The following is a 13,288-nucleotide window of genomic DNA, read 5'->3' as shown; positions in this document are numbered from 1 at the left end:
TGGATTCGGGAATGACCACCAAACGATGTTGGTCCGGTGATAAACCGATGACGTTTTCCGATAGAAATATAATGGGTTAGGACAAGTTCCCGGCGTCACATCCCTCCGGATGGTTCCGGGCAGCTTTGGTCGCTGGCTGCTGCGGAACGAACGCCCGGCCGACCGCAGCGGTTGCGAAATCCGACCCGGCTTTTCGGATCACGCGCCTCAGGTCCGGCGGATGGGCGTCCCGCTCGCCTGGCCCGGCGGAGCCGGTAGCCGCAATGGCCGGGCATCGTGGCCCGGGCGAGCATGCGGCATGGGCCGAGCCTGCTGGGCGGATCGCACCTGCCGGTCGGGAGGCGCCTGCCTCGGCGCCGAACGGGTCGCAGGGGCCGCGCGCGCCGGCTGGGTCGCGCGGGCCACGCGCGCCTGCTGGGCCAAGCGGGCCGAACCCGCCTGCTGGCCCGGGCGCACCGGCGCATTCAGCCGCGCCACCTGGGTGGAACGGCCCGGTCGGACAGCCTGGGCCTGCTGCACGGAGCGCGTTGTCCGCGCGGAGCGTGCCTGGCGGAACTGCGGCACGGAACGGACGGAAGCGCGCGCCGAGGCCGCCGGTGGGGCCGCGCGTGCCTCGCGGTACCGATCGTCCGGCGCGGGGCCGATCGCCTGGGACAGGCTCGCCCACCAGGCGCGATAGCCCGCCCCCGTCGGGTGGATGCCGTCGCCCGAGAGGTATCCGCACCGGGCCGTCCGCCCGGAATGGACCCGCATGTACTCGCGCCGGCCGCCCACCCGCACCAGCGGCTCGCGCGCCAACGCGCGGTCCAGCGCCGCGCTGCCCCGCTCCAGGCTCTGGTCGTAGGGGAAGCAGCCGGGCGTCGCCCAGACGATCTGCTGCGCCTGCCAGCGGCCCATGATGGCGGCCAGCCGCTCGGGATAGGCCTCGGCCGACCAGGGATCGATGCCCCGCAGGTCGTTGGTGCCGACCACCACCACCACCCGCCGCGCGCAGCGGGGATTCTGGGCGCGCAGCCAGGAGAGGCCAATGCCCGTCCGCGCGATGACCTCGAATCCCGCGGCCCGCGCATAGGGGCCCATGCCGACGGCGAGGCTGTCGCCCACGAGGATGTCGGGGCAGGACGCGGCCGGAACTGCTGCCCGCGCCGCCGCGGGGGAGGCCAGGAGGAACAGCGCGGCGAGAAGGGCGGCGATTCTCATGCTGGGGCCAGTATCGCCCGGACTGCCGCGTCGCGCATCAGGGTTTCTACCTGTACCCCGCCGCCTGCATCTCGAAGAGTTCGGCATAGCGGCCGCCCTGGGCCATCAGCGCCTCGTGCGTGCCCTCGGCCTCCACCTTGCCGTCGGCCAGCACCAGGATGCGGTCGGCCATTCGCACGCTGGAGAAGCGGTGCGAGATCAGCACCGCCGTCTTGCCCCGGCTCAGCTCCTTGAAGCGGCGGAAAACCTCGAACTCCGCGCGCGCGTCGAGCGCGGCGGTCGGTTCGTCCAGCACCAGCACCTCGGCCTGGCGCATATAGGCGCGCGCGATGGCGATCTTCTGCCACTCCCCGCCCGAGAGCTCGACGCCGTTCTTGAAGCGCTTGCCGATCATCTGCGCGCGGCCCAGCGGCAGCCGGGCGATCACCTCGTCGGCCTGGCTGCGCGCCGCCGCGCCTTCGATGCGGGCCTGATCGCCGCGCGCCTCGATGCGGCCGACGGCGATATTGTCGCCGGCGGTGAGGTTGTAGCGCACGAAGTCCTGGAAGATGACGCCCATGCTGCCCCGCAGGGCGTCGAGGTCGTAGTCGCTCAGGTCGCGGCCGTCGAGCAGGATTCGGCCCTCGTCCGGGTCGTAGAGGCGGGTCAGCAGCTTCACCAGCGTGGTCTTGCCCGCGCCGTTCTCGCCGACCAGGGCCACCACCTCCCCCGCCTTCAGGGCGAAGCTGAGATGGCGCACGGCCCAGCGCCCCGCGCCCGGATAGGCGAAGCCGACATCCTCGAAGACGAAGCCCTCGCGGATCGGCGACGGCAGCGGGACCGGGTTCTCCGGCGAGAGGATCGCGGGCCGCGTCTCAAAGAAGGAGAAGAGGTCGTCGAGATAGAGCGCCTGCCCGGCCATCACCGAGAAGCCGGCGAGCAGCCCCTCCAGCAGCCCGCGCAGCCGCAGGAAGGAGCCCGCGAGGAAGGTCAGGTCGCCGACCGAGAAGACGCCCGCCACCGTCTGCCAGACGATATAGGCATAGGCGAGGTAGTAGCCGGCCGTGCCGATGGCGGTGAAGACGGCGCCCCAGCCCGCCCGGCGCAGCGCGAGCGCCCGGTTGGCCGCGTAGAACTCCGTGGACAGCCGGCGGTAGCGTTCGATGAGGAAGCCGTGGAGGCCGAAGATCTTCACCTCCTTGGCCGTCTCCACGCTGGCGGCGGTCTGGCGCAGGTAGTCGAGCTCGCGCCGCTCCGGCGTGCGGCCGAATTCCAGCGAATAGCCGCGCGCATTGAAATGGGATTCGCCGAGGAAGGCCGGCACCAGGGCCAGCACCAGCAGCAGGATCAGCCAGGGCGCGAAGACCAGCAGGCCGGCGGCGAGGCTCGCCACCGTCACCGCGTCCTGCGCCTGGCCGAAGAGCAGGTTCATCAGGGTGATGCGGCCGCTGGTCTGGCGGCGGGCGCGCTCCAGCTGGTCCTGGAACTCGGCATCCTCGAAATCCTCGAGGTCGAGGGCGGCCGCATGCTCCATGAGGCGGACGCTGGAGGCCGTGGTCACGCGCTCGGAGAGCAGCCCGTCCACCAGGGCCACCACGCGGCCGAGCAGGTCGGCGGCCACGGCCAGGGCGCATTCGGCGGCGAGCAGCCAGGCGATCCGGTCGAGCGTCCCGGCATGCCAGGCGGCGACGAGGCTCTCGGGCCGCTCGGGCGCGCGGAGCAGCAGCACCACGTCGTCGATGATGAGCTTGCCGACGAAGAGCATCGCGATGGGCAGCAGCGCGCGCAGCAGCCGGAGCGCGAGCGCGGCCGCGGTCAGGCCAGGGCTGGTGCGCCAGACCATGGCGAGGAAGGGCCGCAGGTTGCGCAGCGCGCCGACGCGCTCCTTGAGGGAACGGGCGTGTGGCGGCGGCGGCGCCGTCCTGCTCACGGCACCATCGCGATCTTCCCGAAGTGCTGGTTGGCCTTCATATGCGCCAGCGCCTCGGCCACCTGGTCCAGGGAGAACACCTTGTCGATGGGCAGCGCCAGCTTGCCCGCCTCCAGCGCCGGCCAGAGGTCGGCGCGCATCCGGCGCACGATCTCGCGCACCTCCTCATTGCTGCGCGTGCGGAAGGTGACGCCGATATAGCTGATGCGCCGCGCCGCATGCAGGTCGAAGTCGAACTCCGCCTTGGCGCCGCCCAGCCGGCCGACATTCACGATGCGCCCGAGGATCGCCGTCGCCGCCAGGGTCTGCGAGACGAGCGGGCCGCTGATCTGGTCCACCACCGCATCCACGCCGCGCCCGCCCGTCGCGTCCAGCACCTGCTTCACCCAGGCGGGATCACTGGTGTCGACGGCCAGCGTCGCGCCGAATTCCCCGAGCCGCGCGCGCTTGGCCGGATTGGTGGAGGAGCCCACCACGACCGAAGCGCCCATGAGCTTCGCGATCTGCAATCCCATCAGCCCGACGCCGGAGGAGGCGCCCTGGATCATGATCGCCTTGCTCGGCGCGCAGAGCCCATGCGTCACCACCGCGTCATGCATGGTCTGCAGCGCGACGGGCAGCGTCGCCGCGACCTCCCAGGGCATGTTGGTGTCGGGCACCAGGCTCACGCGGCCCCAATCGGCCAGCGCGTATTCGGCGTAGGAGCCGGGCATCCCGCCCATCACACGCATGCCGGGCTGCAGCGCCTTCGGCACCTCGGCGCCGCATTCCACGATCTCGCCCGCGCCCTCCAGGCCCGGGATGGCGCCGATCCCGCCCTGCGCGCCATGCGCATGCCCCGCCGCGACGCCGAGATCGGCCCGGTTCAGCCCGATCGCGCGCAAGCGGACGAGGATTTGCTGCGGCCCGGGCCGCGGCATCGGGACGTCCTGGAGGGCCAGGCCCTGGGCGGTAACGACGGCGGCTTTCATGGTGTCTCTCCGGATGGGCGGCGCAGCTTGGCCCGAACCGCGCCGGCGCGGAACCTCCGGCCGGATTCACCCATGGGTTGCGTTCCGCCTTGCGGCGCAGCAATCTTCGGGTGGCTTCTCGCGAGACGGCCTTGGCGGCAATCCGGAACTTCCATTCGATCCAGCACCTGCGCGCGGTCGCGGCCCTCATGGTCGTCGCCTATCACGCCCATGTGCAGCTGCAGCGCATCGGCTACGAGGGGCCGTGGCTGGCCGGTCTCGCGCGCGGCGTGGACCTCTTCTTCGTCATCAGCGGCTTCATCATGGTCATGGCGACGCGCGACGGGGTGACGCCGCGGCTCTTCCTCCTCCGCCGCTTCCTGCGCATCGCCCCACTCTACTATGCGCTGACGCTGCTGATGCTCGCGATCCACGCGATCGAGCCGCGCCTGCTGCAGTCCTTCGTGCTGGACGCCCGCCACGTTCTCGCGAGCTTCGCCTTCTGGCCCTGGCCCAATCTGGCGACCGGCCTCATGCAGCCGGTGCTCATCCCGGGCTGGACGCTGAACTACGAGATGTTCTTCTACGCGCTCTTCGCGCTCTCCATGCTGGCGGGGAGGCGAAGCCTGGCGGTGCTGGGCGTCATGTTCCTCGGTCTGGTGGCGCTCGGCCGGCTGGTCGATGGCGGCCCGACGCTGGCCTTCTTCGCCGATCCCCTGATCCTGCTGTTCCTGGCGGGCGTCGTGCTCGGCCGTCTCTACCGCCAGGGCTGGCGGATCCCCGTGCCCGTGGCGGCGCCGCTGGCGGTGCTGGCCCTGCCCCTGCTCGCGACCATGCCGCCGCTGCTCGGCGGCGCCTGGGACTCGCTGCTGCCGGGGCTGGTGGCGACGGCGGTGGTCGCCGCCCTCGTCTCGCTCGAAGCGGCGGGCCGGCTGCCGGAATGGCGGACGCTCGTGGCCCTGGGCGATGCCAGCTATGCGATCTACCTGATCCATGGAACGGCGCTCGCGGCCACGGGGCAGGCCTGGCGCGCGCTCGGCATGCCGGCCGACCCCCTGCTGCTGACCCTCGCCTGCATCGGCACCGGCACCGCGGCGGGGCTCGTCGGCTACTGGGCTCTGGAGCGACCCCTGGGGCGCTGGCTCAAGCAGCTCACCGCCACCCGCGCGCCGGCGGCGCTCCCGCAGCCGGCCGGCGGCTGAGGGCGCGTCAGCCCGTCCTGCGAAGGTTGGGCGCGGGCTTGCCCTCGATCACGACATTCACGCAGGCCGGCTTGCCGCTGGCGAAGGCGCGCTCCAGCGCCGCCGGCAGGTCCTCCGCGCGCTCTACGAACTCCCCGTGCCCGCCCAGCGCCCGCGCCACCTGGTCGTAGCGCGTGCCCGGCAGGAGCTCGCAGCCATGGGTGCGGTTGGCGCCGTAGTCGCGCTTCTGGATCTGGTACTCGGCGTTCCATTTCGCGTCGTTGCCGACGACCAGCACGAAGGGCAGCGCGTGGCGGACGGCCGTGTCGAACTCGGCCATGTGGAAGCCGAAGGTGCCGTCGCCCATCACCGCGAGGATGCGCCCGGCGGGCCGCGCGGCCCGGGCGGCGAGGGCGAAGGGAATGGCCGCGCCGATGGAGCCGGCGATGCCGTTCATCACCCGCTCCGGCGCGCTGATCGTGGCCTGCATCCATTGGCCGATCTCGCCGCCATCGGCGACGAGCACGGTGTCCGGCGTGACGAAGCGGGCCAGCGCGGCGCCGAGGGTCGCCGGATGGATGGGCCCGCCCGGCCTGCCGGCGAGAGGGCCCCATTCCGCGGGCCGATGCGCGATGGCCTCGGCGAGGGAGTCCGACCATCCCGCTTCCGGATGCCTCGCCGCCCCGGCCGCCAGGGCGGCCACGGCCTCCAGGGGCGCGGACAGCGCGGAGAAGGCGATCCGCCCGGCCAGGAGCCCGGCGGCGCGGGCCTGCACCTTCGGATCGGGATCGAGCACGATCCAGCGCGCCCTGCCGTCGACGGCGGGCGCGCGGCCGAAGCGCAGCGTGAAGTCGAGCTGCTTGCCAAGCAGCACCACGAGATCCGCCTGGGCCAGCATCTCCGCGAAGGCGCCGAGCGAAGGGTCGCCGAGGCCGCGCGGACTCTCCATCAGCGGCACCGGCAGGCCGATGGCGGCCTCCAGCGCGGCGCGCGCCCGGCGGCCGTCGGGCGTGTTGAGGGCCGGGCCGGCGGCGAGGAAGGGGCGCTTGGCGCCGGCGATCGCGGCGAGGATCGCGGCGGCCGATTCCGCCGCGAGCGGCATCGCGGCCGGGCGGTATTCCGCCTTCTCCGGCAGGGCCGCCGCGGTCTTGGCCTCCAGCACGTCGCTCGGCAGCGAGACATGGACCGGGCCCGGCCGGCCCGCGCGGGCGATGCGGAAGGCCCGGGCCATGTCGGCGGCGAGTCCCTCGGCGGATTGCGCCAGCCAGGCCGCCTTGCAGAGCGGCGCCGCCATCTCGACCTGCGGCGTCTCCTGGAAGGCGCCGAGGCCGAGCTCGCTCAGCGGCGCATGGCCGGAGAGGAGAAGGACGGGCACCTCGCCGGCCAGCGTCGTCGGCAGGGCCGCGATGGCATTGGTGTGCCCCTGCCCGCCCGTGACCAGCGCGACGCCCACCTCCCCGGTGAGCCGCGCCCAGGCGTCGGCCATGTGCAGGGCGGCGGCCTCGTGCCGGGTGTGGACGATCTCGATCCCCTGCCCGAAGGCGGCGTCGTAAACCGGCATGATGTGGTTGCCGGAGAGGCTGAAGACGCGGGTGACGCCGCCGCGCTTCAGGGCGGCCCAGAGAAGGTCGGCGCCGCGGATCTCGTGCTGCATGGTCTCAATCGCTCCCTTTCGGGCAGCCTGCCGCAGACGCGACCAAGATGCGACCCCGCCCCATCGGAACGACGGTCCCTGTCAGCCGGCCGGGCGCCCCGGCCGGTGCACCTTCACCGCGCTCTGCTCGGCCAGGATCTCGCCGATCGACTGCCGCAGCAGCCGGATGTCGCGGATGCGCCCGAAGCTCGGCCGGTGGAACAGCGCCACGTCGCGCATGTGCTGCCCGCCCGCGATCCGCCGATAGGCCACCATGTCGTCCAGCAGCGCGCCCACCTGGATCGCGAGCTGCGGCATGAAGGACACGCCCGAGCCGGCCGCGATCATCTGCCGCATCGTCTCCAGGCTCGCGGCCTGGAGCTCCGTCGCGCCCTCGCGCAGCCGCGAGGGGCAGAGCTGCAGCGCCTGCTCGCGCAGGCAATGGCCTTCGGTGAGGAGGATCAGCTCCGCCATCGGGATGTCCTGCGGATTCACCACCTCGACCTGCGCCAGCGGATGGTCGCGCGGGACGGCCAGGGCCAGCTCCTCGCGGAAGAGCGGCAGCTCGGTCAGCTCGGCCTCGGCGATGGGGCTGGTGGCCAGCAGCGCATCCAGCTCGCCCTCCTCCAACTGCCGCACCAGCACGCGCGTATGCCCCTCGTGCAGCATCAGCTTGAGGTCGGGGTAGCGCGCGCGCAGCGGCTTCAGCAGGAAGGGCACGAGATAGGGACCGAGGGTGGAGATGACGCCGAGGCGCAGCGTGCCGGTCAGCGGCTCGGCACCGATCCGCACGACCTCGAAGAGGCGGCGCGCCTCGGCGATGATGCGCTTGGTCTGGGCGATCACCTCCTCGCCGCGCCGCGTGACGAGGACGCCGCGCGGGCTGCGCTCGAAGATCTCGACGCCGAGGAACTCCTCGAGCTTGCGCAGCTGGCCCGAGAGCGTCGGCTGGCTGACGCCGCAGGCCAGCGCGGCCCGGCCGAAATGCAGGTGCTCGGCCACGGCGGCGATGTATTCGAGGTCGCGAAGGCTCAATCCGGCAAGGTTCATCCCGGCACCCAATCCCGATTCTTGACGTGGAAGAAACTCCCCAGCACTCTGCGCCGCAAGGGGCATTCGCGATCGCCCCGTGAGGCTTCGGCCCAAGCATCGCATCCTGCTCGTATGGATGCCCCATCATGCCCTCACCCCATCTCATCACTCCGGCCCAGCTGGCGCGCCGCATCGGGTTGCCCGACGCGCCGGCGCTGATCGACCTCCGCATCGCGGAGGACGAGGCGGCCGACCCGCGCTTGCTTCCCGGCAGCCGCCGCGCCACCCATGGCGACATCGCGGACTGGGCCCCGACCTGGCGCGGCCGCGCGGTCGTGCTGATCTGCCAGAAGGGCCAGAAGCTCAGCCAGGGCGCCGCCGCCTGGCTGCGGCATCACGGCGCCGGGGCCGAGACGCTGGACGGCGGCTTCCTGGCCTGGGCGCAGGCGGGCCTGCCGCTGGTCTCGCCCGCCCGGATGCCGCCGCGCGACGCGAAGGGGCGCACGCTCTGGGTCACGCGGGCGCGGCCCAAGGTGGACCGCATCGCCTGCCCCTGGCTGATCCGCCGCTTCGTGGATCCGGAGGCGGTCTTCCTCTTCGTAGCGCCATCCGAGGTCGCGGCCGTCGCCGAACGCTTCGGCGCCACGCCCTTCGACGTGGAGGGCGTCTTCTGGTCGCATCGCGGCCCGCTCTGCACCTTCGACGCGATGCTCCAGGAGTTCGGCCTGGAGCTGCCGGCGCTGGACCACCTGGCCCGTATCGTCCGCGGCGCCGACACCGCCGAACCCGGGCTGGCGCCGGAAGCGGCGGGGCTGCTCGCGGCCTCGCTCGGCCTGTCGCGGCTGCACTGCGACGACCTGGCACAGCTCGAGGCCGGGATGACGCTCTACGACGCCTTCTTCCGCTGGTGCCGCGACGCCGCGCAGGAAACCCACAACTGGCCGGCAGGACGCACCGCATGAGCCCCGCCCTCCCCTCCTTCGCCGAGGCGCTGCGCGTCTGGGCCCGGATCGGCTGCCTTTCCTTCGGCGGGCCGGCGGCGCAGATCGCCATGCTCCAGCGCGAGGTGGTGGACAGCCGCCGCTGGGTCTCGGATGCGCGATTCCTGCACGCGCTCAACTTCTGCATGCTGCTGCCGGGGCCGGAGGCGACGCAGCTCGCCACCTATCTGGGCTGGCTGATGCATGGCGTGCGCGGCGGCGTGGCGGCGGGGCTGCTCTTCATCCTGCCCGGCGCCGTGGTGATACTGGCGCTCTCCGCGGTCTATGCCGCGCTCGGCGGCGTGCCGCTCGTGGCCGCGCTGTTCTTCGGGCTGAAATGCGCCGTGCTGGTGCTGGTGATCGAGGCACTGCTGCGCGTGGCGCGGCGGGCGCTGCGGGGCGCCCTGCCCTGGGCGCTGGCGGTCGCGGCCTTCCTCGCGCTCTTCGTCTTCGGCGTACCCTTCCCGATCGTGGTGCTCGGCGCCGGGGCGGTCGGGCTGGCCGCGCCGGGCGTCTTCGCGAATGGCGGGCATGGCACGGCCGGCGCGGACCACGGCTCCGCGCTCGACCGGCTGCTGCTGGCCGAGCCCGGCCGGATCGCCGCCATGTCCGGCGCGGCCCGGCGGGCGGGGCTCGTCGCGCTGGCGCTCTGGGTCTGGCCGGTCGCGCTGCTGATGCCAGCGCGCGGCGTCTTCGCCGACATCGCCTGGCTCTTCTCGAAGATGGCCGTCGTCACCTTCGGCGGCGCCTATGCGGTGCTGGCCTATGTCGCCCAGGAAGCGGTGGAGCGCTACGGCTGGCTCACCGCGCCCGAGATGCTCGCCGGGCTCGGCCTCGCCGAGACCACGCCGGGGCCGCTGATCCTGGTGCTGCAATTCGTGGGCTTCCTCGGCGGCCTGCGCGAGGGCGGGGGCTGGCTCGCGGCGCTGGCGGGCGCGGCGCTGACGCTCTGGGTGACCTTCCTGCCCTGCTTCGCCTGGATCTTCCTCGGCGCGCCCTATGTCGAGCGGCTGCACCATGTGGAGCGACTGCGCGGGGCGCTGGCGGGGGTGACGGCGGCGGTGGTCGGCGTCATCGCCAACCTCGCCTTGTGGTTCGGGCTGCGGGTGCTCTTCGCCCGGATGATGGACGGGCCCTTCGCCCTGCACTGGCCCGATCCGGCGAGCGTCCATTGGCAGGCCCTGGCCCTGACCGCGCTGGCGGCCTTCGGCCTGTTCCGGCTGAAGCTCGGCGTGGTGCCTCTCCTGGGACTTGCGGCCCTGGCCGGGCTGGCGCTGACGCTCGTCGCGCCCTAGCGATCTGCCTCAGGCCCCCCGGGCCGTGATCGCCCGCCACACCTGCCGCAGCCCCGCCGCCTGCTGCGCCAGCCAGCCGCCACGCACATAGGTGGCCGGCGCATCGGGGTCGCCGGTGCGCGGGTAATGATCCCGGCGGAAGTCCGCCGTGCCGAAGATCCAATCCCAGACCGGCAGCAGCACCCCATAATTCTTGCCCAGGTTGCCCACGCTGAGCACGCCGTGGTGCAGCCGGTGGAAGCGCGGGCTGACCAGCAGCCGCTCGCCGAGCCGGCCGAAGTCCAGCCGCACATTCGCATGGCTCAGGCTCTCCGCCAGCCGCAGCACGAGCAGGATGATGGGGAACTGGCCCGGCGGCACCCCGATCGCCACCGCGATGATGCCGAACCAGGCCGCGGCGATGATGTCGTCGAGGATATGGTTCCGGTCGTCCGTCCAGAAGGTCATCTGGGTCTGGGCATGGTGGATGGAGTGCAGCGCCCACCACCAGGGGAAGATGTGCTGGAAGCGGTGCCGCCAGTATTCCGTGAAATCCAGGATGACGATGTAGAGCGCCAGCGCCACCAGCGGCGCCTCGCGCAGCCAGGGCAGCAGCGTTTCCAGCGTGGGCGGCACGAAGCCGCTGTCGGCGATCATCCCCTCGATGCGCGAGGAGGCCGTGTAGAAGAGGATGAAGCCCAGCAGCGGAAGGATCCCGAGCCGCGACAGCAAGGTGTAGAGCACGTCGGTCCAGACCAGCCCGTGGCTTTCCCAGCGCTCGACGGGGCGCCAGCGCTCGAGCGGCAGGCACACCGCGGCCACGACGATCACCTGGATCACGCCGAAGACGAAGAAGTCCATCCACTGGAAGGCCTCGTCGGCCCAGTTCATCAGCCCGAGCGCGTACATCGCGGGCTGCAGCAGGACCTCGAAGAGCCAACTGGTCACGCCGTCATACTGGTCCTGGAGGAAGTCGGTCATGTCTTGCCCTGGGCAGGGAGGGTGGCGAAGCAGAAGCCCCGGTCGAGCAGGCCCGTCACCAGCGCCTCGAAGATAAGGCCGAAGGGCTCGCGGCGCGAGCGCACGCCCCAATGCATGACGAGAACTTCACCATCGCGGATCCGGGCGAGGTTGCGGCGGAGCAGCGCGGCATTGGGGCTGGCCGCGGAATCCAGCTCGTCGCCGAGGAAGCCCTGCGCGGTCCAGCCCTGGTGCCGCAGCCCGCAGGCCTCGGCCATGCGCAGCGCGCCCGGCGTCACGATGCCGCCCGGCGCGCGCCAGAGCGGCAGGATCCGGGCCTGGGGCGCCAGGGCCCGGAGGGCCTCGACCGGCCGCGCGAGCTCGGCGCAGAGGGCCGGCCCGTCCAGCACCTCCCGCCCCTCGCCCCGGTTGGAGAGGTAGGAGGTCCGGCCCGGGCCCGCATCGCCGCGGAAGTACCAGTGCCGCCAGGTGTGGCTCGCGAAGGCATGGCCTTCCGCCGCCCTCGCCCGCCAGAACGGGCCCCAGCCGGGGTCCAGCGATCGGTCGCCGCGAAAGGTCGGCTCATGGGCCACGAAGAGCGTCGCGACGATGCCGTGCCGGGCCATGGCGGCCGCGATCGTCTCCGCCTCGCGCGCCCAGCCGGTGTCGATGGTCAGGTAGACCGTGCCGGCGCAGGCCCGCGCCAGACGGGGGCTCGCCGGCTGCCCCGCGGCCGCCGTCGGCAGCGCCAGCGCGGCGAGGCCGAGGGCGCGGCGTGTCGGCATGCCGGATTCAGCGCAGGGTCGGGCGCGGGGGATGGGTACCGGGCGTGCCTGCATTCACGCGTATCGCGGCATCGGCCCCGACCGGCGCCACGGCTCCCGCGACCGCGCCGCCACCTGCGACCGGCCGCGCCATGGGCCGGCTGCCGCTGACCGCGCCAGGGGCGGCAAAGGCGAAATCGGCGCCGACGCCCTGGCGCTGCGGCATCACGAAGATCCCATGCGGGCTCCGGCCGACGCGGACCTGGGCGTTCTCCCCCGTGCGCGGATCGAAGGCCAGCATCCGACCCGTCCAGCGCAGGGTCGCGAAGATGCGGCCCTCGGGGTCGAAGGCCAGGCAGTCCGGCCCGCCGGGAATGTCGAAGACGCGGCGGACCTCGTAGGTATCGGCGTCCACCTCGGCGATGCGGCTGTCCACGCGCGAGGTGGCCCAGAGCGTCCTGCCGTCGGGCGCCGCGAAGGCCGTATGCGCGCCGCGGCCGACCTGGAAGGCGACGCGCACCTCGCGCGTCTCGGGGTCGAGCGTCACGAAGTCCCTGCGGCCCATCAGCCCGATCACGAGCTTGCCGCGATTCCAGATGATGCCGGCCGGCTCGGGGCCGACATCCTGCACCCAGGCCAGGGAACTCGTGAGCAGGTCCACGGCGGCGACCTGCCCGGTGCCCTGGAGGGTCACGTAGAACCAGCGGCTGTCCGGGCTGAAGGCCACGTGGCTCGGCTTGTCGCGCTGGCGGAAGCGTTGGAGCAGCGTGAGCGAGGCGGCATCGTAGATGTCGATGTGGTCGCGACGGAGCGAGGCCACCACGAGGAAGCGGCCATTGGGGCTGTATTCCAGATGATAGGGGTTGCTGATGCGCTCCCGCCGGCGGATCTCGCCGGTCTGCGGGTCGAGGAAGATCAGCTCGTTGGCCGCGCTGTCGCCCAGGACGAGGTCGCGGCCGTCCGGCGAGAGGACGATGTGGTGCGCCTCGCGCAGCAGCGGGATGCGGCGGGTCTCGGTGAAGGTGGTGACGTCCACGACGGAGATGGAGGCGTCCCCGGAATTGAGGACGTAGACCGTGTCGGCCCGCGCCGGCGCGGCGGCAATGCAAAGGGACAGCAGGGCGGCGCGCCACATGGCGGACGGAGCTTTCACGACAATTCGACGATGGCAATCAAAGGCATAACTCCGGCGAATTCAAGGCGGTCCGCATGGAAGCGCGCCCGTCCCGGCTTGAACCCGGCAAGAATGGATGAAGTTGCAGGCCCGGATCGCCCGCGCGGACAAGGGCGGGCGCCTTGCCCCGCCCGCTGTCCCGGAATTCAGGGACTCCCCGGGGCTCGATGAAGCCGTGCCGCCGCTCCTTCGGCTCGAATTCCGGCGCGGCGTCGAGCCGGGAAACGGGGT

At 72.4% G+C, this 13,288-nt stretch carries 11 protein-coding genes; 3 read left to right on the top strand and 8 right to left on the bottom strand.

Annotation, left to right across the window (positions count from 1 at the left end; all coding sequences use genetic code 11):
• Positions 1–207: 207 nt before the first annotated feature.
• From EJV46_RS03875 to EJV46_RS03865, 3 genes are read right to left on the bottom strand one after another with little or no spacing between them, the layout of a single operon-like run.
• Positions 208–1,200 (bottom strand): SGNH/GDSL hydrolase family protein, encoded by a 993-nt coding sequence (locus EJV46_RS03875; RefSeq protein ID WP_131547256.1) that lies wholly within the window; start codon positions 1,198–1,200, stop codon positions 208–210.
• A gap of 46 nt (positions 1,201–1,246) precedes the next feature.
• Positions 1,247–3,109 (bottom strand): ABC transporter ATP-binding protein, encoded by a 1,863-nt coding sequence (locus EJV46_RS03870; protein WP_240782387.1) that lies wholly within the window; start codon positions 3,107–3,109, stop codon positions 1,247–1,249.
• The gene (locus tag EJV46_RS03865; RefSeq protein WP_131547255.1) at positions 3,106–4,080 is read right to left on the bottom strand and encodes a zinc-binding dehydrogenase; all 975 of its coding nucleotides are present in this window, start codon (positions 4,078–4,080) and stop codon (positions 3,106–3,108) included. The genes EJV46_RS03870 and EJV46_RS03865 overlap by 4 nt, the downstream gene beginning before the upstream one ends.
• 131 nt (positions 4,081–4,211) lie before the next feature.
• Here EJV46_RS03865 and EJV46_RS03860 point away from each other — a divergent pair, with 131 nt between their 5' ends.
• On the top strand, positions 4,212–5,261 hold the full coding sequence (locus tag EJV46_RS03860; protein ID WP_131547254.1) for an acyltransferase: 1,050 nt from the start codon (positions 4,212–4,214) through the stop codon (positions 5,259–5,261).
• 7 nt (positions 5,262–5,268) lie between these two features.
• Here EJV46_RS03860 and EJV46_RS03855 read toward each other — a convergent pair whose 3' ends face one another.
• Both EJV46_RS03855 and EJV46_RS03850 read right to left on the bottom strand, forming a co-directional pair.
• Positions 5,269–6,894 (bottom strand): thiamine pyrophosphate-binding protein, encoded by a 1,626-nt coding sequence (locus EJV46_RS03855; protein WP_131547253.1) that lies wholly within the window; start codon positions 6,892–6,894, stop codon positions 5,269–5,271.
• Positions 6,895–6,975: 81 nt separating this feature from the next.
• Positions 6,976–7,908, bottom strand: coding sequence for a LysR substrate-binding domain-containing protein (locus tag EJV46_RS03850; RefSeq protein WP_165585325.1), 933 nt, complete (start codon positions 7,906–7,908; stop codon positions 6,976–6,978).
• Between the two features lie 143 nt (positions 7,909–8,051).
• Between EJV46_RS03850 and EJV46_RS23165 the strand changes: the two genes are divergently transcribed.
• Positions 8,052–8,867, top strand: coding sequence for a sulfurtransferase/chromate resistance protein (locus EJV46_RS23165; RefSeq protein WP_131547251.1), 816 nt, complete (start codon positions 8,052–8,054; stop codon positions 8,865–8,867).
• A complete protein-coding gene (gene chrA / locus EJV46_RS03840; protein ID WP_131547250.1) occupies positions 8,864–10,180 on the top strand; it encodes a chromate efflux transporter in 1,317 nt (438 codons plus the stop codon). Before EJV46_RS23165 ends, chrA begins: the two co-directional genes overlap by 4 nt.
• 9 nt (positions 10,181–10,189) lie before the next feature.
• Here the strand turns inward: chrA and EJV46_RS03835 are convergent, their stop codons facing one another.
• From EJV46_RS03835 to EJV46_RS03825, 3 genes are read right to left on the bottom strand one after another with little or no spacing between them, the layout of a single operon-like run.
• Entirely contained in the window at positions 10,190–11,140 is a 951-nt protein-coding gene (locus EJV46_RS03835; RefSeq protein WP_131547249.1) for a sterol desaturase family protein, read from the bottom strand.
• Positions 11,137–11,904, bottom strand: a complete 768-nt coding sequence (locus EJV46_RS03830) for a polysaccharide deacetylase family protein (protein WP_131547248.1) — start codon at positions 11,902–11,904, stop codon at positions 11,137–11,139. Before EJV46_RS03830 ends, EJV46_RS03835 begins: the two co-directional genes overlap by 4 nt.
• A gap of 7 nt (positions 11,905–11,911) precedes the next feature.
• Positions 11,912–13,018, bottom strand: coding sequence for a beta-propeller fold lactonase family protein (locus EJV46_RS03825; RefSeq protein ID WP_131547247.1), 1,107 nt, complete (start codon positions 13,016–13,018; stop codon positions 11,912–11,914).
• Positions 13,019–13,288 lie beyond the last annotated feature (270 nt).

Source organism: Roseococcus sp. SYP-B2431 (genome assembly GCF_004336745.1).
Taxonomy (GTDB): Bacteria; Pseudomonadota; Alphaproteobacteria; order Acetobacterales; family Acetobacteraceae; genus Roseococcus.
The sequence above is the reverse complement of the archived record's forward strand: the minus strand, read 5'-3'. Positions and strand labels throughout refer to the sequence as shown.